Source organism: [Bacillus] caldolyticus, from assembly GCF_003595605.1.
GTDB lineage: Bacteria > Bacillota > Bacilli > Bacillales > Anoxybacillaceae > Geobacillus > Geobacillus thermoleovorans.
This window is the reverse complement of sequence record NZ_CP025074.1, coordinates 2498630-2522759: the sequence shown is the minus strand read 5'-3', so window position 1 is coordinate 2522759 and position 24130 is coordinate 2498630. Positions and strand designations below refer to the sequence as shown.

25 protein-coding genes are annotated in these 24130 nt (G+C 55.1%); 4 read left to right on the top strand and 21 right to left on the bottom strand.

Features of this window, described 5'->3' with window-relative positions; genetic code table 11:
* Positions 1 to 61 precede the first annotated feature (61 nt).
* The 3 genes from CWI35_RS13005 to CWI35_RS12995 form a co-directional block, all read right to left on the bottom strand.
* Entirely contained in the window at positions 62 to 1846 is a 1785-nt protein-coding gene (locus tag CWI35_RS13005; RefSeq protein ID WP_011232476.1) for an acyl-CoA dehydrogenase family protein, read from the bottom strand.
* A gap of 137 nt (positions 1847 to 1983) precedes the next feature.
* A complete protein-coding gene (locus CWI35_RS13000; protein ID WP_119877835.1) occupies positions 1984 to 3156 on the bottom strand; it encodes an acetyl-CoA C-acetyltransferase in 1173 nt (390 codons plus the stop codon).
* A gap of 27 nt (positions 3157 to 3183) precedes the next feature.
* Positions 3184 to 5571 carry a 3-hydroxyacyl-CoA dehydrogenase/enoyl-CoA hydratase family protein gene (locus CWI35_RS12995; RefSeq protein ID WP_011232478.1) on the bottom strand — a complete coding sequence of 796 codons (2388 nt, stop codon included), beginning with the start codon at positions 5569 to 5571 and terminating at the stop codon, positions 3184 to 3186.
* Between the two features lie 187 nt (positions 5572 to 5758).
* On the opposite strand from CWI35_RS12995, the gene CWI35_RS12990 reads away from it, so the two are divergent.
* Positions 5759 to 5908 carry a YuzL family protein gene (locus CWI35_RS12990; RefSeq protein WP_011232479.1) on the top strand — a complete coding sequence of 50 codons (150 nt, stop codon included), beginning with the start codon at positions 5759 to 5761 and terminating at the stop codon, positions 5906 to 5908.
* A gap of 217 nt (positions 5909 to 6125) precedes the next feature.
* Here CWI35_RS12990 and CWI35_RS12985 read toward each other — a convergent pair whose 3' ends face one another.
* Positions 6126 to 7043, bottom strand: a complete 918-nt coding sequence (locus tag CWI35_RS12985) for a proline dehydrogenase family protein (RefSeq protein ID WP_011232480.1) — start codon at positions 7041 to 7043, stop codon at positions 6126 to 6128.
* Between the two features lie 164 nt (positions 7044 to 7207).
* Between CWI35_RS12985 and CWI35_RS12980 the strand changes: the two genes are divergently transcribed.
* Complete coding sequence (locus tag CWI35_RS12980; RefSeq protein WP_011232481.1) at positions 7208 to 7465, top strand: hypothetical protein; 258 nt, start codon at positions 7208 to 7210, stop codon at positions 7463 to 7465.
* A 15-nt stretch (positions 7466 to 7480) separates the two neighbouring features.
* Positions 7481 to 7816, top strand: coding sequence for a spore coat protein (locus CWI35_RS12975; protein WP_011232482.1), 336 nt, complete (start codon positions 7481 to 7483; stop codon positions 7814 to 7816).
* Between the two features lie 215 nt (positions 7817 to 8031).
* On the opposite strand, the gene CWI35_RS18705 is transcribed toward CWI35_RS12975, so the two are convergent.
* From CWI35_RS18705 to CWI35_RS12950, 6 genes are all read right to left on the bottom strand, one after another.
* A complete protein-coding gene (locus tag CWI35_RS18705; RefSeq protein WP_011232483.1) occupies positions 8032 to 8166 on the bottom strand; it encodes a hypothetical protein in 135 nt (44 codons plus the stop codon).
* Positions 8167 to 8264: 98 nt separating this feature from the next.
* Positions 8265 to 8459: a hypothetical protein gene (locus CWI35_RS12970; protein ID WP_011232484.1), complete on the bottom strand. Its 195-nt coding sequence runs from the start codon at positions 8457 to 8459 to the stop codon at positions 8265 to 8267.
* 230 nt (positions 8460 to 8689) lie between these two features.
* Positions 8690 to 10069: an adenosylmethionine--8-amino-7-oxononanoate transaminase gene (bioA, locus tag CWI35_RS12965; RefSeq protein WP_011232486.1), complete on the bottom strand. Its 1380-nt coding sequence runs from the start codon at positions 10067 to 10069 to the stop codon at positions 8690 to 8692.
* The gene (gene bioD, locus CWI35_RS12960) at positions 10059 to 10775 is read right to left on the bottom strand and encodes a dethiobiotin synthase (RefSeq protein WP_011232487.1); all 717 of its coding nucleotides are present in this window, start codon (positions 10773 to 10775) and stop codon (positions 10059 to 10061) included. The genes bioA and bioD overlap by 11 nt, the downstream gene beginning before the upstream one ends.
* A 4-nt stretch (positions 10776 to 10779) precedes the next feature.
* Positions 10780 to 11343, bottom strand: coding sequence for a biotin transporter BioY (locus CWI35_RS12955; protein WP_011232488.1), 564 nt, complete (start codon positions 11341 to 11343; stop codon positions 10780 to 10782).
* Positions 11344 to 11520: 177 nt separating this feature from the next.
* Complete coding sequence (locus tag CWI35_RS12950; RefSeq protein ID WP_231293749.1) at positions 11521 to 13353, bottom strand: pyruvate kinase; 1833 nt, start codon at positions 13351 to 13353, stop codon at positions 11521 to 11523.
* A gap of 408 nt (positions 13354 to 13761) precedes the next feature.
* Between CWI35_RS12950 and CWI35_RS12945 the strand changes: the two genes are divergently transcribed.
* Positions 13762 to 14325, top strand: a complete 564-nt coding sequence (locus CWI35_RS12945) for an FAD-dependent oxidoreductase (RefSeq protein WP_011232490.1) — start codon at positions 13762 to 13764, stop codon at positions 14323 to 14325.
* Positions 14326 to 14461: 136 nt separating this feature from the next.
* On the opposite strand, the gene CWI35_RS12940 is transcribed toward CWI35_RS12945, so the two are convergent.
* The 11 genes from CWI35_RS12940 to CWI35_RS12890 form a co-directional block, all read right to left on the bottom strand.
* A complete protein-coding gene (locus CWI35_RS12940; RefSeq protein ID WP_011232491.1) occupies positions 14462 to 14929 on the bottom strand; it encodes a flavin reductase family protein in 468 nt (155 codons plus the stop codon).
* Between the two features lie 211 nt (positions 14930 to 15140).
* Entirely contained in the window at positions 15141 to 15866 is a 726-nt protein-coding gene (locus tag CWI35_RS12935; protein ID WP_011232492.1) for an ABC transporter ATP-binding protein, read from the bottom strand.
* Positions 15866 to 16636 carry an ABC transporter ATP-binding protein gene (locus tag CWI35_RS12930; protein WP_011232493.1) on the bottom strand — a complete coding sequence of 257 codons (771 nt, stop codon included), beginning with the start codon at positions 16634 to 16636 and terminating at the stop codon, positions 15866 to 15868. The genes CWI35_RS12935 and CWI35_RS12930 overlap by 1 nt, the downstream gene beginning before the upstream one ends.
* On the bottom strand, positions 16633 to 17697 hold the full coding sequence (locus CWI35_RS12925) for a branched-chain amino acid ABC transporter permease (protein ID WP_014196690.1): 1065 nt from the start codon (positions 17695 to 17697) through the stop codon (positions 16633 to 16635). Before CWI35_RS12925 ends, CWI35_RS12930 begins: the two co-directional genes overlap by 4 nt.
* Positions 17698 to 17710: 13 nt before the next feature.
* Complete coding sequence (locus tag CWI35_RS12920; RefSeq protein WP_011232495.1) at positions 17711 to 18592, bottom strand: branched-chain amino acid ABC transporter permease; 882 nt, start codon at positions 18590 to 18592, stop codon at positions 17711 to 17713.
* Positions 18593 to 18653: 61 nt separating this feature from the next.
* On the bottom strand, positions 18654 to 19823 hold the full coding sequence (locus CWI35_RS12915; protein WP_011232496.1) for an ABC transporter substrate-binding protein: 1170 nt from the start codon (positions 19821 to 19823) through the stop codon (positions 18654 to 18656).
* Between the two features lie 79 nt (positions 19824 to 19902).
* Positions 19903 to 20550: a GntR family transcriptional regulator gene (locus CWI35_RS12910; RefSeq protein ID WP_011232497.1), complete on the bottom strand. Its 648-nt coding sequence runs from the start codon at positions 20548 to 20550 to the stop codon at positions 19903 to 19905.
* A 39-nt stretch (positions 20551 to 20589) separates the two neighbouring features.
* Positions 20590 to 22101 carry a 5-carboxymethyl-2-hydroxymuconate semialdehyde dehydrogenase gene (hpaE, locus tag CWI35_RS12905; protein WP_011232498.1) on the bottom strand — a complete coding sequence of 504 codons (1512 nt, stop codon included), beginning with the start codon at positions 22099 to 22101 and terminating at the stop codon, positions 20590 to 20592.
* 15 nt (positions 22102 to 22116) lie between these two features.
* Positions 22117 to 22503 (bottom strand): 5-carboxymethyl-2-hydroxymuconate Delta-isomerase, encoded by a 387-nt coding sequence (locus tag CWI35_RS12900; RefSeq protein ID WP_023633696.1) that lies wholly within the window; start codon positions 22501 to 22503, stop codon positions 22117 to 22119.
* Positions 22504 to 22520: 17 nt separating this feature from the next.
* On the bottom strand, positions 22521 to 23261 hold the full coding sequence (locus CWI35_RS12895; protein ID WP_011232500.1) for a fumarylacetoacetate hydrolase family protein: 741 nt from the start codon (positions 23259 to 23261) through the stop codon (positions 22521 to 22523).
* Positions 23258 to 24037 carry a fumarylacetoacetate hydrolase family protein gene (locus tag CWI35_RS12890; protein WP_025039297.1) on the bottom strand — a complete coding sequence of 260 codons (780 nt, stop codon included), beginning with the start codon at positions 24035 to 24037 and terminating at the stop codon, positions 23258 to 23260. Before CWI35_RS12890 ends, CWI35_RS12895 begins: the two co-directional genes overlap by 4 nt.
* Positions 24038 to 24130 lie beyond the last annotated feature (93 nt).

Sequence of the window (24130 nt, the reverse complement as noted above, 5' to 3'; positions counted from 1 at the left end):
CATTTCCGCTGTGTGGCAAACAAATAAGAAGCACCAGGCAAACGCCTGGCACTTCCCATTATCACACAATATACCGTTCGGCTTCAATGAGCGCGGCGGCCGCTTCGCGTTTTTTCGCGATCACGTTGATCGGCGTATGGCGCGTCAGCCGTCGGAGAGCGGCGAGCATCATCCGCAGCGTGTCTCCTTGTTCGACGGCGACGAGCGTTTCTTTCGCATGGGCTTCAATTTCATTGAACGCCTCTTGGCAGAAAATTTGCGTGTACAGCAATTTTTGTTTGTTTTTCTCCTCACCGCTCGCCTGAATCGCTTTTTCCGTGCGCAAAAGCGCTGATTCCATCGCATAAATGTTCGAGACGATGTCGGCGATGTTGACGAGCACTTCTTGCTCTTCTTCAATGCGCTGGCCGTATTTTTGCGCCGCTAAACCGGCGACCATCAAGGCGATTTTTTTCGCGTTGCGCACCAAGTATTTCTCTTGTTCCAGCGCGCCCGTCCCCGGCTCTTCGGCGGCCATCATCATCAGTTCTTCCTGAAGCTGCTGCGCTTTTTGGAAGAGCGGCAGCTCGCCTTTTAACGCCTTTTTCAAATACATGCCCGGCACGAGAAGGCGGTTGATTTCGTTCGTCCCCTCGAAAATGCGGTTGATGCGCGAATCGCGGTAGGCGCGCTCAATTTCGTATTCCTGCATAAAGCCGTACCCGCCGTGGATTTGCACGCCTTCATCCACGATGTAATCGAGCACTTCCGTGGCAAAAAACTTGTTCAATGAGCATTCGATCGCATATTCGGCGATCGATTTCGCCACTTCTTTGCCATCTTTCGCCTTTTCCGCATCAAGCAGGCCCATCCGTTCATCGAACAAGCCGACCGTGCGGTAAACCGAGCTTTCGGCGGCATACAGGCGCGACGCCATCGTCGCGAATTTTTCCTGCGTCAACGTAAACTGCGAAATCGGCCGTTTGAATTGCTGGCGCTGATTGGCGTATTTGAGCGTGATTTCAAGCGCCCGCTTCGCGCCGCCGACCGCCCCTAACCCAAGCTTGTAGCGGCCGATGTTCAAAATGTTGAAGGCGATGACATGGCCTTTTCCGATTTCACCGAGCACGTTTTCTTTCGGCACCGGCACATCTTGCAAAATGAGCGTTCTTGTCGACGAGCTTTTAATCCCCATTTTCTTTTCTTCCGGACCAGTTGAAACGCCCGGGAAGTCGCGTTCCACGATGAACGCGGTGAAATGTTCGCCGTCGACTTTTGCATAGACGACAAACACATCAGCAAAACCGGAGTTGGTGATCCATTGTTTTTCGCCGTTTAAAATGTAATGCGTGCCTTCCGCGTTTAATCTCGCCGTCGTTTTCGCGCCGAGGGCGTCCGAACCCGAGCCAGGCTCCGTCAAGGCGTAGGCGGCGATTTTTTCGCCGGTCGCTAAATACGGCAAATATTTTTGTTTTTGTTCTTCCGTGCCAAACAACACAATCGGCAGCGAGCCAATTCCGACGTGCGCCCCGTGCGAAATGGCAAAACCGCCGGCCGGCGCCATTTTTTCCGCAATGATGGCCGAACTGACTTTATCTAGGCCCAAACCGCCGTATTCTTCCGGAATGTCAGCGCTTAACAAGCCGAGCTCGCCCGCTTTGCGAAGCAATTTCACGGAACGGTCAAACTCGTGGTTTTCCAAATGCTCGAGCTGCGGGAGCACTTCATTGTTGACATACTCTTCCGTCGTTTTGGCAATCATATGATGTTCGTCGGTGAAATCTTCCGGCGTAAACACGCGCTCCGCCGGAATGTCTTCAATCAAAAAGCTGCCGCCTTTGATCGCTTCTTCCATCGTTTTGGCCATCGTTGATTTCCTCCCCCGAAAGATGATTGATGATCCGGGCGGCAACGCCGCCCGGGAAATAGACGTTCCATGCAGCCGGGCAAATGCGGATGCATGCCTCGCGCGAGCTGATGAAGCCCGCTCGCTGTCAGCTGCCGCTACAGCAGCTCAAACACGCCGGCCGCTCCCATGCCGCCGCCGATGCACATCGTGACGATGCCGAACTGCACGTTGCGGCGCCGCATTTCGTAAAGCAAAGACAAGGTCAGCTTCGCGCCCGTGCAGCCGAGCGGGTGGCCTAGAGCAATCGCCCCGCCGTTGACGTTGACAATGTCTTCATCCAACCCAAGTTCGCGGATGACTTGGATCGATTGCGAGGCGAACGCTTCGTTCAGCTCGATCAAACCGATGTCGGACAGCGCAAGGCCGGCCAGCTTCAACGCTTTCGGCACCGCAGCGACCGGGCCGATCCCCATCACTTCCGGCGGCACGCCGGCAACCGCGAACGAACGAAACTTGCCGAGCGGCTTCAAGCCGAGCGACTCCGCTTTTTCGCGGTCCATCACCATGACCGCCGCCGCCCCGTCGCTCATTTGCGACGCGTTGCCGGCGGTGACGGTGCCGTTTACCGCAAACGCCGGTCGGAGTTTCGCGAGCGTTTCCATATTCGTGTCCGGGCGCACGCCTTCATCTTGTGTAAAGACGACTTTCTCCTCAACGAGTTTGTTGCCTTCTACTTTGCGCACCGTCACCTCGACCGGCACGATTTCTTCATTGAATTTTCCTTCGGCAATCGCCTTGGCGGCGCGCTGGTGGCTGCGCACCGCGAATGCGTCTTGGTCCTCGCGGCTGACGCCGTATTTTTTCGCCACTTGCTCGGCAGTGTGCCCCATCGACATGTAGTATTCCGGCGCTTCTTCCGCCAAGCGGGCGTTCGGGCGGACGACATGCCCCATCATCGGCACCATGCTCATCGATTCGACCCCGCCGGCGATGACCGTGTCGGAATGGCCGAGCATCACCCGTTCCGCCGCATAGGCGATCGCCTGCAAACCGGACGAGCAATACCGGTTGATCGTGATCGCCGGCACGGTATATGGCAGCCCGGCGAGCGCGCCGATGTTGCGGGCGATGTTCAATCCTTGCTCCGCCTCCGGCATGGCGCACCCGATAATCAAGTCGTCAATGTTTCCTTCATAGTTCCCCGCGCGCTTGATCGTTTCTTTGACGACGAGCGCCCCTAAATCATCCGGCCGCACGTGGGCGAGCGTTCCTTTTTTCGCTTTGCCGACCGGTGTGCGCGCACCTGCGACAATGACCGCTTCTCTCACGCCAATCCCCCCTTGATCTCCTCCGCTTTAGTTGCGGAGCGGTTTTCCTTTCACAAGCATATGCTGCATGCGCGCTTGCGTCTTCGGCTCGCCGATGAGGCTCAAAAACGCCTCGCGCTCGAGATCGAGCAAATATTGCTCGTCGACTTCCGTTCCGTACGGCACTTTGCCGCCGGCTAGAACATACGCCAATTTTTTCGCGATTTTCAAATCGTGCTCGCTGATGTAGCCGGAATGGAACATCGACTGCGCCCCAAGCAGCATGGCGGCATAGCCGCTTTCGCCGGCCACCGGCACTTTCTTCCTTACAGGAGGCCGGTACCCTTCCTCATACATCGAGAGCACCGCCTGTTTCGCTTCATACAGCAGATGGTCGCCGTTCATCGTGATGCCGTCGCGGTGATTCAAGAAGCCAAGCTCGCGCGCTTCCGCCGCTGACGTCGACACTTTCGCCATGGCGATCGTTTCAAATACGCTGGCCGCGATTTTGACGTAGTCGACGTCCACGCCGCGCGGTAGGCTGTTCAACCGTTTGATGTACAGCTCCTTGTTGCCGCCGCCGCCCGGAATCAAGCCGACGCCGACTTCGACGAGCCCGATGTACGTCTCGGCCGCCGCTTGGATGCGTGAAGCCGCCAAGCTCACTTCCGCCCCGCCGCCTAACGTCATGGCAAACGGCGCGACGACGACCGGCTTCGGGTTGTATTTCATTTTGAGAAGCGCTTGCTGGAACTGGCGAACGGCAAGTTCCAATTCAAAAAAGTTTTCGTCTTGCGCCTCCATGAGCATCATCGCCAAGTTCGCGCCGACGCAGAAGTTTTTCCCTTGGTTGCCGATGACGAGCCCTTTGTAGTTGCGGTTGACTTCCTCAAGCGCCTCGTTGATCATTTGGACAATATCGGCGCCAATCGCGTTGTTCGGCGAATGGAACTCCAGAAGCGCCACGTCGTCGCCGAGGTCAATGAGGCTGGCGCCGGCATTTTTCTTGATGACGCCGCGCGCCTCTTTCAGCCGGCGGATGTGGATGACTTTTTCGTTTTCTTCTACTGTTTTATACCCGCCCGGCGCATAATAGAACAGCCGGCCGTTTTCCGTTTTATAGAACGATGTGGCTCCGTCGGCGAGCATGTCCGTGATCCACGACGGGATGTCGCGCCCTTCTGACTGCATTTTACGCACCGACTTCTCGAGGCCGATCGCGTCCCACAGTTCAAACGGACCTTGCTCCCAGCCGAACCCCCACTTCATCGCCTGATCGATCGCTGCGATGTCGTCGGCGATCTCCCCGACAAGGCGGGCAGTGTACAGCAATGTCGGTGCGATGATGTTCCAAAGGAGCGTTCCCGCGCGGTCGCCATCGGCATACACGAGCGTTTGCAGCTTGGCAGCCGCTCCTTTCGCCTGCTTCGCCATCTCCACCGCCGGGGTGACAAGCTTTTTGCGCGGCTCGTATTGCATCGTGACGTAGTTCAGCTCGAGAATGTCTTTTCCTTGCTTGACAAAAAAGCCTTGTCCGGATTTGCTGCCGAGCCAGCCGTTTTCAAGCATCGTTTTCATAAACTCCGGCACGCGGAACGCCTCTTTTTCTTCCCCTTCGACGTTTTCATACACGTTGTTGGCGACATGCACGAACGTATCGAGCCCGACGACGTCAAGCGTGCGGAACGTCGCGCTTTTCGGCCGGCCGATGAGCGGCCCCGTCACCGAATCGACCTCGCCGACGCTGTAGCCGCCTTGCATCATCTCGCGGACGGTGACGAGCAAGCCATACGTGCCGATCCGGTTGGCGATGAAGTTCGGCGTATCTTTCGCCATGACGACGCCTTTGCCGAGCACGTCTTCGCCGAACGATTTCATATAGGCGACCACATCCGGATCCGTATGCTCCGTCGGGATGATCTCAAGCAGCTTCAAATAGCGCGGCGGGTTGAAGAAATGCGTGCCTAAAAAGTGTTTTTTGAAATCGTCGGAACGCCCCTCCGCCATTGCGGCGATCGAGATGCCGGATGTGTTCGAGCTGACGATCGTCCCCGGCGTCCGCACCTCGTCGACGCGAGCGAAGACTTCTTTTTTCACTTCCAGCTTTTCAACGACCGCTTCAATGATCCAATCGACTTCCGCGAGCCGGTGGAAGTCATCCTCGAAGTTGCCCGTTTCAATCAAAGCGATGTTGTCTTTGGACATGAGCGGCGCCGGTTTTTGCTTGAGCAGCCGCTCGAGCGCCTGATTGGCGAGGCGGTTGCGCACTTGTTTATGCTCGAGCGTCCAACCTTTTGCTTCTTCCTCTTTCGTCAATTCCCGCGGCACGATATCCAACAGCAGCGTCGGAATGCCGACGTTCGCCAAATGGGCGGCAATGCCCGAACCCATGACGCCGGACCCGAGCACCGCGGCGCGCCGAATGCGTTTTACCATTTCGGTTCCCCCTCACACCATTGAATGAATGGTCATTCATTTTTTGATGAAAAAAATATCGTTGAAACCGCTCTCTATAACTAAATATATAGTATGTTGATAATTTTCGCAATATATTTGCGCATATTTTTCCCGACATCGCACTCCGAAATGTTGCTCATACTAACGATCAGGAGGTGAACCACCGATGGCCCGGTTGAAAAAAAATCCATCTGAACGCGGCGTCAGCGCCGCAAGCGTCAAAGGAAACGCCGGCCCGACGGTCGAAGCCGACGGCGGCGGCAAGCGGACAAGCCAAAACCAGCAGTACAAAAAACACAACATGCAAGGGGACTGACGCCCATGGCGTCAGCTCCCGCCTGTCATAGCTGCAAATAAAGAGAGGCCGCACGATCTGAACGGCGTTTACCTCAAATGACCGCCCGACGCCCCGTGACATGCAACAGCGTTTGTCTGAAATCCAAAAAGGCTTGATGGCCGTTGCCGCTGGATGCCTGTCCCCTTCTGCGCCCGAACGCTCGGCGGCCGCCGGCGTTTTCCTCTGTTTTGCGCCCCTACTTGCGGAGGATGCCTTTTAAAACAAACGCCACGTTGGCCGGCCGTTCGGCGAGCCGGCGCATAAAATAGCCATACCAGTCCGTGCCGTACGGAACGTACACGCGCATCGTATATCCTTCGCGCGCCAGCTGCACTTGGCGCTCCGGGCGGATGCCGTACAGCATTTGGAATTCAAACTGGCTGTTGGGAATGTTGTATTCTTTGACGAGCTGCTTCGTATATTCGATGATGGCGTCGTCATGCGTCGCCACCGCCGTATAGTTGCCGTTTAGCAAATGCATTTTGATGATCTTCTTAAAGTTCTCATCGACATCTTTTTTATCCGGAAACGCCACTTCGGGCGGTTCTTTGTACGCTCCTTTGACGAGACGCAAGTTCGGGCGGTACGGCTTTAAGTCTTCAATGTCTTGTTCCGTCCGGTACAAATACGCCTGCAGCACCGTGCCGACGTTGTCGTATTCTTTTTTCAACGTTTTAAAAATGTCCAGCGTCTTTTGGCAGCGCGAATAGTCTTCCATATCGATCGTCACAAACACACCGCGCTGTTTTGCCGCATCCAAAATGCGGCGCATGTTGCGCATGACAAGCTCATCGGAAATATCAAGCCCCATCGATGTCATTTTCAGCGACAGCTGTGAGTTCAATTTCTCCCGGCTGATCGCCTCAATCGCCTCCAAGCAATGGCGCGCCATCTCATTCGCTTCCTGCTCATTGTCGACAAACTCACCCAAATAGTCGACCGTGACCGCCAATCCTTTTTCGTTCAGCTGGCGGATGACGCGCACCGCTTCCTCGATCGTTTCGCCGGCGACAAACCGCGAAGCGCCGAAGCGGAGGCCGTATCGTTTCGCCCATTTCGTCAATGTTTTATTTTTCGATAAGAACAGGAAAAAATCGCGCATCAACTGCTCCACTGTTGCAAGCCTCCTTGTATGGAAACGCATTCACCATTCTTATTGTACCATGTTTCAATTCAATTGAATATGTTTTTTCCCCACGGTTTATTTTTTATATGCGCATAATTTTCCACTCTCTGCACAATCTACAAGCGAACAACCGACGAAAGGAGCGAACAACGATGCAACAGCAACCACAAATGAACCCGCAGGCGGCGATGCCCGAGCCGCCGCAAATGGTGTCCACAAAAGACGCCATGTATTTTTCCGACATGATGTCGTGGAACTTGCTCGCGGCGAAAAAAGCGCACTTTTTCGCCTCACAATGCCGAGACCCTGAAGTGGTGCAGGCGATCGAGCGCGCTGGACAGATGCATCAGCGCCATTACGACATGATTTTGCGCCATTTGCAAAACCCGCCGCAGCCGCCGGTGATGTGAAAGGAGGAACGCCGCATGAACACAAAACAAGTGCAAAATCCGGAGATGCAAGTGCCGAAAACGCCGCAAATGAACGAGCGCGATTTTCTAAACGACATGTTGACGACGGAAAAATACATGACCTTGTCGTACAGCGTCTTTTTGCATGAAGCGAGCAACCAACCGTTATATCAAGATATGATGAATATTTTCACCGAAACGCAAAACTGTCAGCGCGACTTGTACAATTTGATGTTCAAAAAAGGATGGTACAAGCTTGAAGCCGCCGATCCGCAAAAGCTTCAGCAAACGTACCAGCAGTTCCAAGGGTATACGAATCAGCTCCCTTATCAACGAAATGCCATGCAATAACAAAACGAGGGGATGTCCGAACGGCAGAAGGACATCCTCTTTCTCCATCCGTTAAGAAGACAGGGCGCAGAAAGGGGAGAAAGGGATGGCAGCGCCATCCGAATCGGTATGGAGCATGCTGCAAACAGCGGACGTCCGCATCCGCGACACCGGGATCATTGAATAAGCACCCCTTCTTGTTCCACAGGGATGCTTATTCTTTCATGAATAGACGATCAATACCACCAGCCTGGATACGGCGGATACGGCGGGTACGGGTAAAACGGACGCGGAGCTAACGCGCCGCCGAGCAGTCCACCCAAGAAGCCGCCGACAAATGGGGCTCCAAACAACAATCCTGGAAATAGCATCGTTCCTTCTCCTTTCCCCAAAGCTAGAATGCTACACTTTATTCATATGCAACAACAAGAAAAGAGGGTGGGCCGTCCGCCCAACCCTTGCCGGTTTCTCACCACCAAATGGGGCCATACCACCACGGATAGAAAAACGGCGGAACCAATGCGCTCCCGAGCAAACCGCCTAAAAAGCCGCCGAAAAATGGAGCGCCAAAAAACGGAGCGCCGAAGAAAAACGGGCGCGGCCGCCAAAACCACCAGCCCCATGGCCGCCAAATGCGCTCATCCGCCACTTGGAGATGGCTCATCTTGCTTCCCCCCTTCCGCTTGCTTTAGTCCCACTGTATGCAGGAAAAACGCCCGCTGCTTAGGCCAGTACCTAGAAGGCTGGTGAAAAACGGCGATTTCTCCCAAATCATCGATCCGTGAATGCAAAGGAAGGCCTCTTTCTACAAGATATTCTCATTAAAGGAAATTATTTTCTTTTATTCCCAGTATATTCGAAAAACAAAAGCAGGCGGCTGTCCGCCGCCCCCGCTTATAGAAGCTCTGCGCGCGCCTGTTCGTACAAACAGGCAAGCGAATCGAACAAAATGCGCACCGCCTCAGCCATTTCGTCTTCGCTCATCGAAAGAACTGGTATGAACGTCAACACCGGGCCGAGCGGACGGATGACAAGCCCCCTCCGGCGCGCCTCAAGGATGATCCGGTGCTCCACCATGGCCGCGCGCGGAAACACTTCTTTCGTTCTTCGGTCTTTCACGATTTCAATGCCGCACATCAAGCCTTTTTGCCGGATGTCGCCAACAATTGGAATTTCATACAACCGCTCAAGCCATTCGGCCAGCCGGCGCGCCTTCCGCTTTACGCTGTCAATCAAGCTGCGTTTTTCGATGAGCTCAATGTTTTTCAGCGCAACGGAACAAGTGAGCTGATTCCCCGTATACGTATGGCCGTGGTAAAACGTTTTGTCTTCGTCCACATCGCCGAGAAATGCCGCATAAATCTCTTCCGTGACCAGTGTGGCCGCGAGCGGCAAATATCCTCCAGTAATCCCTTTCCCAAGGCAGACAAGATCAGGCTTCACCTCTTCCTGCTCACAAGCGAACATCGTGCCGGTGCGTCCAAAGCCGACGGCGACCTCGTCACAAATGAAGAGCACCCCATACCGGCGGCAAAGCCTTTCCACTCCTTTTAAAAACCCGCGCGGATGGACGATGATCCCCGCCGCTCCTTGCACAAGCGGCTCGATGACAACCGCGGCGATTTGATCGTGCTGCTCCTCAAGCACCCGTTCCAGCTCACGCAAACAATAGCCGACGATCTCCTGCTCGCTTCCGTATTCGTCCATACGGTACACGTACGGCGACGGCACTTCGATCCGCTCAAACAAAAGCGGCGCAAAAATGCGGTGGAACGTTTCCATGCCTCCAACGCTCACCGCCCCGACCGTATCGCCGTGGTACGCTTCCTTCAACGAGACAAACTTGTTCTTCTTCGCATATTGGACCGGGTCGATGTTTTTCCAATACTGATAGGCGATCTTGAGCGCGATTTCCACCGCCGCCGCCCCGGTATCGGAATAAAACACTTTTGACATGTGCGGCCAATATTCAAGCAGCCGTTTGGCCAACAAAATCGACGGCACATTCGCCGAACCAAGCAATGTCGAATGGGCAATTTTCTCCAATTGCTCGCGAAGCGCCGCATTCAGCTCCGGATCGTTATGGCCGTGGACATTGACCCATAGCGACGCATAGCCGTCCAAGTACCGGTTGCCGTCGACATCGTACAAATAGCTTCCTTGCCCGCGTTCAATGATCAAGGGGCGTTCTTTGGCATACTGCTTCATTTGCGTAAATGGATGCCAGACGTACTGCTTGTCCCACTGTTCCAATTGCTCGTAGCTATACGCCAACGCCAAGCACCTCCAGCAGTTGTTTCGCCTTTCCTTGTTCGATCCAATGCTGAGCTAGGGTTTCCAGTTCCCTCCTTGAGACTGCAGGAAGGAGCGGCACGACCGCCAGCACCGGCAGCCGAAGCAAGGCGGCGATCGTTTCGACATTGTTTTGGTGGATGATCTCTTGTTCCTGAAACTGATTAAACATCAGGCCAAGCAGACGAATGCCTTGCGCGTCGGCATACGCCGCCGTCGTCACCGCGTGATGAATCGCACCAAGGCTTGAGAGCGACACGAGAATCGCCGGCAGCTGATAATCACGAAGGAAATCACTCGTCATATAGAATCGTCCGTCGCGCTCACACCACGGAACGGCCAACCCTCCCGCTCCTTCGACGAGCACCACATCATAGCGCTGCTTCAACCATTCCAACCGTTCGGCCACCCTCTCTGGTTCGATGGACGTGCCGGTCAACTTCGCCGCTAAATGCGGCGACATCGCCGGTTCCATATAGTACATGCCTTCTGATGCGGAAAGCTTCGCCACTCGTTCGTACCAATATTGTTCGGCAAACGACACCCCGTCTTCGGCCAGTCCAGTCTGAACCGGTTTCAACACGCTTACGCTCATCCCAAGCCGCTCCAGCGCCAACGCCACGATGGAAGTGACGACCGTTTTGCCGATTTCTGTTCCTGTTCCCGTCATGAAAATGGCTTGCCCCATTCTCTTATCCCCCCATCCCTCGAGTCATCATGATCGGTCGGACGCGCGGCCATACGCGCGCCGCGATGACCGAACAAACGGCGCAAAGCACGAGATCTCCCGGCACCGGGAGAAGAAAGCCGAACCATAGCGTTTGGCCGATGGAAAGCGGAGCCCCCGCGATCCATTTCATCGCTATGTACAGCCACGCGCAGCCAAACACATACACGACCAACAATGCCGCTGCATTCGCCATCAATATGTCTCTCGCTCTTGTCCATTGAAAGCGGCGGACAAGCAAGCCGCACGTATACGCCCCGGCGATGAAACCGAGCAAATAGCCAAACGTCGGCTTCCAAATATAACCGAGCCCGCCTCCTTCCGCAAACACGGGCGCGCCCGCCAGCCCAATCAAGACATATAGAAGTTGGCTAAGCGCTCCGATTTTTGGGCCAAGCAGACAGCCGGCCAAGTACACCGCCGCGATTTGCAGCGTAAACGGCACATACGGCACCGGAATTTTGATCCACCCACCAACAGCCGTCAACGCGGCAAAAAATGCCGCCCAAACAAAGGAATGGATTCGCACATCTTCCCTCCTCTCCAAATATTTGTTTCTATTGTGCCTGATGTGTTTTTTATTTGTCAACTTTATTTTTATATAGGTTTACATTTAGACAAAAAATATGGAGCCCCCTAACACAGCAGGACTCCTTTTTTGGCGCGGCTCATTTCTCAAACAGACGGCGGAAGCAGTGGCCAACGCTCACCCTTCATCCTCCCACAAGTTAAGCAGGTTCATCCGTTCGCCGTCCGTTTTCGGCATCGCCAGCGATCCACTCTGCCTCTCCTCCTTTTCCAACAACGACGACAATAAGCGCACCGCCTCCGCAATATGCCTTCCTTTGTTCAACATGATGCATTGCGCCTGTTTTCCAACAAAAACATCCGAGATTTCCGCGCGCGACGGAATTCCCTTTTTCGCCATTTGTTCAAGCACTTGCGTCGCCCAAATGACCGGGATGTGAGCCGCCCGGCATAGCGCCAAAACGTCGTTCTGTGCGGCCGCAAGATGTTCAAATCCAATCTCCAGGGCCAAATCGCCGCGCGCAATCATCACACCAAACGCCGGAAACTTCAATCCCTCAAGCAAGATGCGAACGAAGTTATGAAGCGCCGCCCGCGTTTCGATTTTCGCGATCACCGGGAGAGAACCAGCCCCTTGTTCGGCAAGCAAATGATAAAGCTTTCGCAGGTCATGAGGGGCCTGAACAAACGACAGCCCGACGATATCCGCCCATCTCGCGATGAACGGAATCCATTCAAGGTCGCGGTCGGTGAGCGGCGGAACCGTCAAATGGAGAAACGAATCGGGAAGATGGATGCCCGTTCCTTGCTTAATCGCTTTTCGCTTTCCGCCATCGGCAACGACTTTGGCCTCTACATGCCGCTCGTGCACTTTCACGACCCGCGCTGCAATTTGGCCGTCGTTCAAATAAAGGCGGTCTCCCGCCCGCACATTGCGCCACGCTTTCGCCAACGTCGTCGTCATTTTCACACCGCATCCATTCTGCGCCTGTGCAAACGCAGCGTCATCGAAATAAATATACAGCGGTGTACCGACCGTGACAAACGCTTTCATTGGAATGAACAAAACAGAACATAGAGTGAAGGAAGCCGACCCGCGCCGCAGTTTCATCCCTTTTTGCACATAGGCCGTCCGCGAAAGAAGAACTTTAAAACAAGACGGCGCGATTTGTTCCGTGACCCGAAGTTTTCGTTTTTTTCCGCGCACATCGGTAAACAGCAGTTCATCCCCTTCTTCGACGGTCGCTCCGTCCTCAGCCGTCAACTGCCACAAGAATGAAACATCGCGGGGGAGCGGAGACGGCGGCGGGGAAGAAGAGAAGGAAATGAGGCCGAAGAGCGGCTCCATTGGCTCTCCATATAGATTTTTCTTCACAGAGAGCTTCATCGGCCCCGCGTTGACCGCCAAGCGGTCGACCCGGATTTTTGGCCCCGGCAGATCCATGTAAATGCGGCATCGCCTCCCCTGCAGCTGTTGCTCCAACTGCTTCTCGGCTTGACGAATGATGGCCACGAGCGCCTCCCACGTTTCTGGAGAACCGTAGGCGCAGTTGATGCGGGCAATGTCCATGCCATAAAGAAGCAGCCGCTCGATCAGCCCCGGCTCATCCACCCATGCCTCGTCCATCGTCACCATAATGCGTGTCGGCCGAACAGAACTTGGGCTTCCGAACACTGCCTCCGCCCGTTTATGAAGCAACTGTTTCGCTTCCTTTCTTGTCATCTTTCGAAGCTCCCATCCGCCATCAACCCGCGTGCGCAAATATGCCAAAACTTGTTCGATCGCGTCGATGAGATGAGCCTCTTGCCCCTCGAGCCGCCATCCGGCGTCTTCCATCGCTTCATGCAAATCCGACGGCATATGCTCCCTCATATATAAGTAAGCAAGCAACTGATCCCGGCTCTCTTCATGGGATGGAAGAGGAAAATACTTCTGCTTTTGTCCCACCCACTCCGCCATCCCTCGGTAAAAAGCGGCCAAGCGGGCGCCCAAATCTCGTTTGTCGTGCATCAGCGGCACCAACCCTTGTGAAAAATGCGGTTTTACTTTTATATATTCGCCGCCACCCCAAATGAGGACAGAAAAAAACCGGCGCCATTCGCCGGTTGAATACGACAGAAACAGGAAATCGTTTTTAGCGATATGATTTTTGAACCACAATTTTCGTCCCGCATTGGCAAAGCAGTGAGTGTTTCAGCCGCCGCAACGGCTGGCCGCACTGTTCACAAACGGCCGGTTTATTCACGCGTTTCCTCCCCTTTGCTGCGTGTTTGGTATCTATTATACGCCCATAATTATTTAAAGTAAATATAAAATGATAGCAATTATAAATAAAAAGCAGATCATTTGGACCCTTTTTCCATTTGTGATAAAGTAATGAATGATAGTGCCAATATTCAAAACAAGGAGGCGGTCACGATGTACGACATCGCCATCATCGGCGCTGGACCGGCGGGAGCGAGCGCTGCGATCTTCGCCGCCAAAGCGGGAAAGAAAACAGTGTTGTTTGACAGCGACAAAGGCATGACCAAGCGCGCTTGGGTGGAAAACCATTACGGTGTTCCGGAAATCAGCGGCCCGGAATTGGTCGAAACAGGAAAACGGCAAGCCGCGAAATTCGGCGCGGAATTGGTGGAAACGCAAGTGACAGACGTGCAAAAAACGGACGGCGGCTTCCGCCTCGAAACGGAAAACGGCTCCTTTGAGGCGAAACACGTCATTTTCGCCACCGGCGTCGCCACGGATCTGGCGGAAAAAATCGGCCTGCGCACCAAACCGGGCACGGAGCCGCGCATTAAAACGGTGATTGACGTCGACGCCAATGGCAAAACGAACATCGACGGCATTTGGGCGGCGGGGACGGTGGCCGGCGTCAGCGTTCATACGATCATCACAGCGGGCGACGGGGCGAAAGTCGCCATCAACGTCATCAGCGAACTGAACGGCGAACGGTACGTTGATCACGATGTATTGAAAAAATAACAACGAAGGTGTCCCAAACAGCGGGACACCTTTTCTAATAGCGCCATGGAAACGGCCGGGACGCAAGATGACGGGCTGAACCGCCTGTTGCGTCGTCCCCGCATCGACATAGCGGCCCCGATCCATCCAAGGGCGCTTATTGTCCAATGCTCCGGTACTTCCCTTCAAAAAACAAGAGCGGGTCGCCCGGTTCGTCTTTCATCAAAATATCGGTCACTTCCCCAAAGTAAAGCGTATGATCGCCGGCCACGTACGTGCTGTGGACGTTGCATAAAATATTCGCCAACGCCTCCGGCAAAATCGGATGGCCGTTCACCCAATCAAACGAAACATGGCGTTCTTCTTTCAACTGGCCGGCAAACAAGCGCGACAACTCCTCTTGATCGCGCCGCAAAATGTTGACGGCAAATTTCCCCGTTTGCTTGACAATGTCATGCATTCGCGCTTTGTGACCAATGGAGACGACGACAAGTTTCGGGTCGAGCGAAACGGACATAAACGCGTTCGCCGTCATTCCTTTCGCTTCCCCTTGAAATTCGGTCGTCACGACCGTCACGCCGGTCGCAAATTTTCCCATGGCTCTGCGAAATGTACGATCATCCATACGGTTCTCCCATCCTTCCCTTTTCGTCATCCAGCAGCCCTACGCCTTCAGCTGGCGGTTGGACGGCTTCCCTTCTTGATGTTTCCACACGACGGGCGCTTCGTCCGACATCTTGCCTCTATGGCTGAGACCCATTCATGCCGAAATGAGGGTCAAATCTACCCCCATCATAGCAGAAATAGAGGAAAGAAACAACGACGATATACGGCTGTCATCGGCGGCCCGCCGCTCCAAGGTACGCCTCTGCCACCCGCTCATCGGCAAGCAGCTCGGCGGCCTTCCCGTGCACCACGATGCTTCCCCGTTCCAACACATACGCCTCATCCGCTGTCTGCAGGGCGGCACGCACGTTTTGCTCGACAAGAATCATGGCCGTCTGAAATTGATCGCAGAGCTGTGTCAGCATCCCCATCACTTCCTTGACCACAAGCGGCGCCAGCCCTAACGATGGTTCGTCAAGCAAGAGCAGCTTCGGTCTCGCCATCAGCCCGCGGGCGATCGCCAGCATTTGCTGTTCGCCGCCGCTTAATAGTCCTCCCGGACGGTCGAGCATCGTTTGCAGTTTCGGGAACAGTTCAAGCACCCGCTCATAGTCGCGCTTCACTTCCTGTCCGTCGCGGCGGTGGCGGCGGTACGCCCCCAGCAGCAAGTTATCCCTCACGGACAGGCTGTCAAAAATTTGCCGCCTCTCCGGCACAAGGCAAATGCCTTTTTCAACAATTTGCTCCACCTTTCCGTATGGAAGCGGTTTATGTTCAAAAAGAATCTCCCCTTCGGTTGGAGCGTAGACGCCGGCAATCGTGCCGAGCAGCGTGCTTTTGCCCGCCCCGTTGGCGCCGACAACAGTGACGATTTTTCCTTCGTCCACTTGCAAACTGACCCCTTTTAACACGTGCAAATGGCCGTGGTAGACATGAACGTTGCGAAGCACGAGCATCAGACCGCCTCCTCTCCCAAATACGCCTTGATGACATCAGGATGCCGCGCAATCTCTTCCGGCGCCCCTTCGGCGATTTTTTTCCCATAATCGAGGACGACGATCCGGTCGGCGATCGCCATCACCGTTTCCATATCATGTTCCACGAACAAAAAGGTAAAGCCTTGTTCCCTCATCGCCAGCAACACATCAACGAGCTGCTTTGATTCTTGCGGGTTCAGCCCGGCCATCGGCTCGTCAAGCAAAATGAGCGAAGGACGAGACACAGCCGCCCGAGCGATTTCCACGAGCCGCTGCATCCCATATGGCAGCGTGCCTGCCCGCTTGCAGGCGAGATGGGCCAAACCGACCTGCTCGAGGCAGGAAAACGCCTGTTTCTGCGCTTGCCTTTCTTCTTTCACCGTACGCGGCAGCCGAAAGCCGGCGCTGAGGATTCCGCTCTTCAACCGTGAATGAAATCCGACCATCACATTTTCCAACACCGTCATATCAGAAAACAGCTGCAAGTTTTGAAACGTCCTTGTCATTCCCAGCATCGCCAACTCGTGCGGTTGTTTGCCGCTGACCATGGCTCCTTGAAAACGAACGAGACCACTCGTCGGCGGAATAATGCCGCTGATCATATTGAACAAGGTCGTTTTGCCTGCCCCGTTCGGCCCGATCACCGCGACGATTTCTTCTTTTTTCACGTGAAAGGACACGTTCTGCACCGCCTGAACGCCGCCAAATGACTTGGACAATTGCTCCACTTCGAGCAACACTGCGCTCATCCCCGCTCCCCTCCGATCGAACGCGCCTTATGCCCCTCAACTGCGGCTATCTGCTTCTCTTGACGTCCGCCCATTTCCAAAAAGCGCCGCATCCTCTTTTGCATCACACCCGTCAACCCGTTCGGCATATAAATCAACATGACCACCAACAACAAGCCAAAAAAGACAATTTCAAACTCTCCGCCGGCATTCGGAAGCAACAGCGGGACAACGGCTTTGAGCCATTCTCCTAAGCAGACATAGACGGCAGCGCCGATGAGTCCTCCCCATACGCTGGCTGTCCCGCCAATGACCACCATGATTAAAAAGTAAATCGAAGGGACGATGCCGAATAAATCCGGATTGATAAACGTGACGTAATGGGCGTATAAGCTCCCGGCAATCGAAGCGTAGACCGCGCTGAGCATAAAGATTTGCAGCTTGTATTTCATAATGTTCACCCCAAGGGAGCTTGCTGCCACCTCGCTTCCATGAATCGCCCGCAGCGCCCTTCCGACCCGGGAGCGGACAATATTATGGGCAAACCATAACCCGGCCAGAACAAACAACGAAACGAGGTAGTAAAACTGGAGATCGCTTTGCAACGGAACCCCGGCTATACGGATCGGCGGAATGCCAAAAAAACCATTCAGCCCTCCCGTGATCTCTTTCCATTCCTTGAAAAATGTAAACATAATGACGCCAAAGCCTAACGTCGCCAACGCCAAATAATGCTCACGCAGCCGAAAAACTGGAATGCCGACCACAAGCGCCACCAAAGCAGCCAAAACCGCGCCGGCAGCCAGCGCCAGCCAGGACGGCCATCCCGCATGCGCGGTCAAATAGGCGGACGCATAAGCCCCGATGCCGTAAAACGCCGCCTGGCCGAGCGAAATTTGGCCCGCATACCCCATCAACAGCGTCATCCCTGTGCTTACGAGCGCGTACAGCCCGATGAGAATCAGAGTGCTTAGCACGTAGTTATTGCCGAAGACGAGCCAAGGGAGACCGAGCCAGACGGCTGCGCCAACAAGCAAGAGCCATCGTTTCCGTCCATCCGTCATTCGTTGACCGTGCTCCATCCATCCGCCCCCCTTACACTCGTTTTCCTGTCATCTTGGCAAACAGCCCGTTTGGCATGAAAAACAGAACAAGCAATAGCAGCCCGAAGCTGATCGCTTCTTTGTACCCCGAGGACAAGTATCCTTCCGCAAATGATTCAAGCAGCCCGACGAGAAACGCACCGGCGATCGCCGCCGGGGCGTTCGTCAATCCCCCGACAACAGCGGCGATGAACGCCTTCAGCCCGATCATCATTCCCATATCATAAGACGCGCCCGAAATCGGGGCGATGACGATTCCCGCCAGCGCTCCAAGACCGGCGCTGACGGCAATCGCGCCAAGCGACATTTTGCGGATGTCAATCCCCATCAACCGAGCGGCAAACGGATTGATGACGCAGGCCGCCACCGCCTTGCCGATGTATGTTCGGTGAAAAAACAGATGCAAGGCGGCAAAACTTGCGAGCGAAATGACGATCGCCCAGACGCTTTGCCATTGGATGACCGCTCCAAACACCTCAAGCGCCCCATGGCCCGTAAAGGGGCGCAGCGCGTACGGATCCGTCCCCCAAACAAGCAAGGCGATCCCGCGGAATACAAACGACGCCCCGATCGTAATGATAATGAGCACCGCGACAGGCGAACGGCGCGCCGGCTGAATCGCCAGCCGCTCAAACAGCCCACCGACGACCATCACCGCAAGCATGCTCAAACCGATGGCCGCGGCAAACGGCACTCCGTTATTGACCAACGTAATGCAAAACAACGCCCCCAACATAGCGAAATCGCCTTGAGCCAAATTTAAAATGCCGGTCACGCTGTACGTAATGACAAACCCGAGCGCCACCAACGCGTAAATGCTGCCGACCGTCAGCCCGGAAAACAACAGCTGCACAAACTGGCTCCACGCTTCCATGCCCCGTCCCTCCTTCAACGGTTAGGTGGAACAAAAGGGAATTAGCGACCTCATTCCCTGTTTACTGCTCGGCAAGGACAAACTTGCCGTCTTGAATTTGCACCATCACCAAACTGTCGGCGTCAAGCCCTGTATGGTCGTCTTTCGACATATGGAAGACGCCCGAAATGCCGATAAATTTTCTTGTATTCTCCAGAGCCGACCGTATTTTCTCTTGATCCGCGCCGCCCTCCTTGATCGCATTGACCAACAAATGGAACGCATCCCACGCATGTCCACCAAACGTTGTCGGGGCATAGCCGTACGCTTTCTCAAACTGTTCTTTGTATTTTAGCAGCGTTTCTTTTTGCGGGTCGCTGTCCGGAAGCTGATCGGCCACTAAAATGCGCCCGGCAGGGAACCATACGCCGTTGGCCGCCTCCCCGGCCAAGTCAATAAAGCTTTTCGTGCCGATGCCATGGCTTTCCACAATCGGCGCCTCAATGCCCAACTGGCGGATGTTTTTCGTGACGACCGCCGATTCCTGCGCTGTTCCCCATACGATAATGGCTTGCGGATTCGCTTTTTTCACCTTTGTCAACATCGCTTTCGCATCATCGACCGTCGCCTCAAACTCCTCTTCGATGACGGCTTTCACCCCATATTCCGGGGCATAATGCACAAACTCTTCATGCCCGCTCGTTCCGTATGCATTGGCGACGTTCAGCCAGGCGACGTTCGTCCATCCTTTCTCTTTTAAAAAACCAAGCAGCTTCTGGATGACGATATTGTCCCCTTGAGCGGTTTTAAATGTCCAATGACGTGAGGATCCATCGCTTGGATTGACGATTTGTTTGCTTGCGGCGAGGGAAATGTACGGAATGCCTGCTTTTTCAATGAGTGGAATCATGGCTAAGGAGTTGCCGCTGATCGTGCCGCCAATAATGGCAGTGACTTTGTCTTGTTCGATGAGTTTTTTCGTGGATAATACGGCCTCATTTTGGTTGGACTTGTCATCATAGGCAATCAGCTTGATTTTCTTTCCATCAATGCCGCCTTGCTTGTTCCATTGCTCAACGAGCATTTTGACCGTCTCCATCTCCGGTTTGCCAAGCGGGGCCGCCCCGCCGGAAGCCGAAAAAATGGCGCCAATTTTGATTTCATCCTCTCCTCCCGATGTCGCCGTCTTCCCACAGGCGGCAAGGAAAATGAGCAACAATGCCGCCATCAATAGAGACATTCCTTTTTTCATCTTTTTTTGCCCCCCTTTTATATTGACAACGCTTTCAAATCATCGTTCTCCCGCCAGGCCTCCACCCGGCGGAAGAAGATCAGCGCCGCCGCTTAAACGCTTCGGCGGTGTTGATTTTGTGTTGACGAACGTATTGTTCGATTTCATGCGGCGGCGCCTGTTCACGCAACAGACGGATGATCTCTCTATGTTCTTCGATCGATGCTTTCGCCCGCTGCGGCACAAAGGTGAAGCCGTAGGCGCGGATGCGCTTCATCCGCTGCCAAATTTGCTTGATTTGCTCTTCGAGGTAGGCGTTGCCGCAATGGGCGTAAATCAAGGAATGAAATTCATAGTTCAGCTCGCTGAACCGTTCCAGCTCCAGCTCTTCAAGCGCCCGCTCCATCCATTCGTTCAACCGCTCAAGCTCGTTGATCGCCTCCTTCGTCAAATGGGCGGAGCCAAGCGCGGTCGCATAGCCTTCCAGCACAGCCAACACCGACAGCGTCTCGATATATTCTTTCTCGTTGATGTTGCTCACAACGGCGCCTGTATACGGCTTAAATTCGACAAGCCCTTCCGCCTCGAGCTGGCGGATCGCCTCGCGCACCGGGATGCTGCTGAGTCCAAGCTCGCGGGCGATTTGGTCGATGACGACGCGGTATCCCGGGCCATAGACGCCGTTTTCAATGCGGGAAAGAATATACTCGTAAGCCAATTGGGTTTTGTTTTTCGCTTTCGTTTCCATACATCTATCATATATCACATAATATATGTTGACCAGCTGTTATTTCTGTTCTGCAGACAAAGCGGAAGGCGGCTTCGCCTTGCCGAACGAAGGGATCGGCGGGTCGCCGACCGCGACGTGGACGACTTGCACTTCCGTATAGAAATCAAAGCTGTAATGCCCACCTTCGCGGCCGATGCCGCTGTATTTCGTCCCGCCAAACGGGATGCGCAAATCGCGGACGTTCGGCGAGTTGACCCACGCCATCCCGCTTTCGATCGCTTGGGCGACGCGGTGGCCGCGCTTCATATCGTTCGTCCAGACGTATGCCGCCAGCCCGTATTTCACATCGTTCGCCAGCCGTATCGCCTCTTCTTCATCCGCAAAGGACATGACCGCCATGACCGGTCCGAAAATCTCTTCCTGCGCCACCCTCATGCCGTTATGGCAACCAAGCAGCAACGTTGGCGGCACAAAATTGCCTTTTTCCAACCCTGTTGGAACGCTGGGGGCATAGACGTCCGCCCCTTCTTGCTTGGCGATGTCAATATAGCGGTTCACCCGCTCCCAGTGAGCACGGTGAATGAGCGGGCCAAGCTCGGTCGCTGGAGCCATGGGATCGCCGATGACGATGCGGTCGACGCGCTCTTTGAGCCGGGCGACAAATTCGTCGTAAATCGACTGCTCGAGCAGCAGCCGCGAGTTGGCCGTGCACCGTTCGCCATTGAGCGAAAACACGCCCCAAACCGCCGCATCGAGCGCCCGTTCGAGATCCGCATCGGCGAACACAATGAGCGGCGACTTGCCGCCGAGCTCCATCGATGTTTTTTTCAACGTTGCGGCGCTGTTGCGGATAATTTCCATGCCGGTCGTCGTCTCGCCGGTAAACGAGATGAGGCGCACATCCGGGTGGGCAACCAATGCGGCGCCCGCCGTTTCGCCAAACCCGTGCACGACGTTGAACACCCCGCGAGGCAGCCCGGCTTCATCGATGATTTCCGCCAGTTTATTCGCCGTCAACGGCGACCATTCGGCCGGCTTCAAGACGACGGTGTTGCCGGTCGCCAGCGCGGGAGCCACCTTCCACGTTTCCAGCATAAACGGCGTATTCCACGGCGTAATGAGCCCGGCGACGCCGACTGGTTTATAAACGGTATAGTTTAAAAACTGACCATTCACATGATACGCCTCGCCAACAAGGCGCGTCTTCACCATTTCCGCGTAAAAGCGGAAGTTTTCCGCCGCGCGGGCGGCTTGCTTTTTCGCCTGGCTGATCGGAATGCCGGTGTCAAGCGCCTCTAAATAGGCGATGTCGTCCGCATACTGCTCAATCAAGTCAGCAATGCGGAAAAGGTAACGAAGGCGCCGTTCGACCGGCATTGTCCGCCACGGCCCGTGATCAAACGCCTCCTTCGCCGCCCGGACCGCTGCGTCGATGTCTTCTTTCCGCCCCTCGGCTATCTGGTTGATCGTCCCGTTCGTAAACGGATTGATGTTGTCGAAATACGCACCGGCTGCCCCTTCCACAAACTGCCCATTGATATAATGAAGCACTTTTGGTTGCACTGCCATTCGTTTCCCCTCCCGCTATGTCCGATAACGCGCATGAATGTTGTTGTGTTTATACGTCCCCGCCTCGTTGAATTCATACAGCTCAAGCGACAGCGCCAAATAGCGTTTGGCGAACAGCGGGGCGAAATGGTCTTTCATCACGGCAAACAGCTCGTCGCCGACTTCTTTTTTCACCTGTTCCGGACGCCCGGCGCCGATTTTCAGCGTCCCGTGCACAAACGCATCGTCTTCGGCCCCATCAGCCACATAGTACTCGTCAAGCCGAATGGCGCGCGAGCGGATGCCGCCGACGGGAAACCAATCGCTCCGCTTGATCAACACGCTGTGAATTTTTTTAAGCAAGCCGCGAATATCGGCCTCTTCGCCGATATTGGCCGTGTATTCCAAAATAAAGTGCGGCATCATCCCTCCTCCTTTGGCTAGACGATGTAATTGATCAGCCGGCCGATGCGTTCGATTTCGGCCACGACTTCATCGCCGGGCTGGACGTTCACCGCCCCTTTCGGCGTGCCGGTCAAAATCACGTCGCCAGGCGCGAGCGTCATGAATTCGGTGATGTACTCAAGCAAATACGGGATCGAAAAAATCATATCGCCCGTATATCCTTCCTGCACAACCGCCCCATTGACATACGTCCGCAAACGAAGCGCCATCGGATCGCCGACTTCCTCATGGCTGACGATCCACGGGCCTAGCGGCGTCGTCCGGTCGCGGTTTTTGACGCGGAAATTCGGCCGGTAGTAATTTTCCAAGTAGTCGCGAACAGCGTAATCGTTGGCAATCGTGTAACCGAAAATGTAATCGTACGCCCGTTCCGCTTTCACCCGGCTGGCCGGGCGGCCGATGACGACCGCGAGCTCGCATTCATAATGCATCATGTTGACCCCCTCCGGCCGAACAGTTCGGCCGCGATGGCCGATGAGCGTATTTTTCCCTTTGAAAAATAAAAGCGGCTCTTTCGGCGCAACAAAAGACAATTCGCCGGCATGCTCGGCATAATTCAATCCAAGCGCCACGATCACTCCCGGCTCCACCGGGGGAAGCCACATCACTTCAAGCTCCCCGACGATCGTTCCGTCCGGCAGGCGGAGGCGGCCATCGTCGAGCGGCTCGGCTTCGGTCACGATTCCGTTCCAGGCCACACGCGCCCGCCTCATCATTCATCGCCTCCTTGTTCCAGGGCGATTTCATTTTCCAACACACCGATCCTTTCGATTTCGATGCGCACCACATCTCCTGCTGTAACAAGCGGCGCATCGGCCGGCCAGCTGAAAAACAGCACATCGCCTGGGTAAAGGGTCATAAATTCGGTCACCTCAGCAAGCCATTGTTCGACTGGAAGGCGAAAGCGGCTCGGGTCTGCACGCTGGACGAGGCGCCCGTTGACGTATACGCGTGCGGTCAAGGATGACAGCGGCGACGCTTCCTCTTTCGGCACGATCCACGGGCCGACTGGGGCGAACCCGTCGCGCGCCTGCTCCTTCACCGCCGGGCGGTGCCGCTGCTCGTGTGGAATCGACAGATCATTCACGATCGTATAGCCGAATACAAAATCGAGCGCCTGCTCGCGCCGCACGCGCGCCGCCGTCCGCCCGATCACCAGCCCGAGCGCCGGAGCAGCCTGAAGATGCTTCACCCAACGAGGCAGAAGCACCGGACGCCGATGGGCGTTGATGGTGTTTGCCGGCTTCATATACAGCACCGGGCCTTCCGGCGGCTTTTCATACGGCGGGGCGTTCATCTCTTTTGACAGCGCCGCCCACTCCTTTCCATCATTCAGCGCCACCCCGTACATCGCCCCGCCAATAGGCGCGTCCCATTCCAATTCATCAATGCGGTGCGTCTGCCCGCCAAACGACACCGTCCCGCCGTGCGGATCCGCCTTTGCCTCAATCGTCCGCCTCATGCCGGCCAGACGCAAGCGCACATTCGCCATCATGTATCCTCCTCATCTGTATCGATGCCATTTGAAGCTTTACCATTTGCAGCTCTTACCGAGCATTTGATCGCGCTTTGGCGTGACGGAGGC

Coding starts and splice junctions, on each gene's coding strand:
- CWI35_RS13005 (WP_011232476.1), bottom strand. CDS start 1,846: ATGGCCAAAACGATGGAAGAAGCGATCAAAGGCGGCAGCTTTTTGATT.
- CWI35_RS12995 (WP_011232478.1), bottom strand. CDS start 5,571: ATGGTAAAACGCATTCGGCGCGCCGCGGTGCTCGGGTCCGGCGTCATG.
- CWI35_RS12990 (WP_011232479.1), top strand. CDS start 5,759: ATGGCCCGGTTGAAAAAAAATCCATCTGAACGCGGCGTCAGCGCCGCA.
- CWI35_RS12980 (WP_011232481.1), top strand. CDS start 7,208: ATGCAACAGCAACCACAAATGAACCCGCAGGCGGCGATGCCCGAGCCG.
- CWI35_RS12975 (WP_011232482.1), top strand. CDS start 7,481: ATGAACACAAAACAAGTGCAAAATCCGGAGATGCAAGTGCCGAAAACG.
- CWI35_RS18705 (WP_011232483.1), bottom strand. CDS start 8,166: ATGCTATTTCCAGGATTGTTGTTTGGAGCCCCATTTGTCGGCGGCTTC.
- CWI35_RS12970 (WP_011232484.1), bottom strand. CDS start 8,459: ATGAGCCATCTCCAAGTGGCGGATGAGCGCATTTGGCGGCCATGGGGC.
- bioD (WP_011232487.1), bottom strand. CDS start 10,775: ATGGGGCAAGCCATTTTCATGACGGGAACAGGAACAGAAATCGGCAAA.
- CWI35_RS12950 (WP_231293749.1), bottom strand. CDS start 13,353: ATGCACGACAAACGAGATTTGGGCGCCCGCTTGGCCGCTTTTTACCGA.
- CWI35_RS12945 (WP_011232490.1), top strand. CDS start 13,762: ATGTACGACATCGCCATCATCGGCGCTGGACCGGCGGGAGCGAGCGCT.
- CWI35_RS12940 (WP_011232491.1), bottom strand. CDS start 14,929: ATGGATGATCGTACATTTCGCAGAGCCATGGGAAAATTTGCGACCGGC.
- CWI35_RS12935 (WP_011232492.1), bottom strand. CDS start 15,866: ATGCTCGTGCTTCGCAACGTTCATGTCTACCACGGCCATTTGCACGTG.
- CWI35_RS12930 (WP_011232493.1), bottom strand. CDS start 16,636: ATGAGCGCAGTGTTGCTCGAAGTGGAGCAATTGTCCAAGTCATTTGGC.
- CWI35_RS12925 (WP_014196690.1), bottom strand. CDS start 17,697: ATGGAGCACGGTCAACGAATGACGGATGGACGGAAACGATGGCTCTTG.
- CWI35_RS12920 (WP_011232495.1), bottom strand. CDS start 18,592: ATGGAAGCGTGGAGCCAGTTTGTGCAGCTGTTGTTTTCCGGGCTGACG.
- CWI35_RS12915 (WP_011232496.1), bottom strand. CDS start 19,823: ATGAAAAAAGGAATGTCTCTATTGATGGCGGCATTGTTGCTCATTTTC.
- CWI35_RS12910 (WP_011232497.1), bottom strand. CDS start 20,550: ATGGAAACGAAAGCGAAAAACAAAACCCAATTGGCTTACGAGTATATT.
- hpaE (WP_011232498.1), bottom strand. CDS start 22,101: ATGGCAGTGCAACCAAAAGTGCTTCATTATATCAATGGGCAGTTTGTG.
- CWI35_RS12900 (WP_023633696.1), bottom strand. CDS start 22,503: ATGCCGCACTTTATTTTGGAATACACGGCCAATATCGGCGAAGAGGCC.
- CWI35_RS12895 (WP_011232500.1), bottom strand. CDS start 23,261: ATGATGAGGCGGGCGCGTGTGGCCTGGAACGGAATCGTGACCGAAGCC.
- CWI35_RS12890 (WP_025039297.1), bottom strand. CDS start 24,037: ATGGCGAATGTGCGCTTGCGTCTGGCCGGCATGAGGCGGACGATTGAG.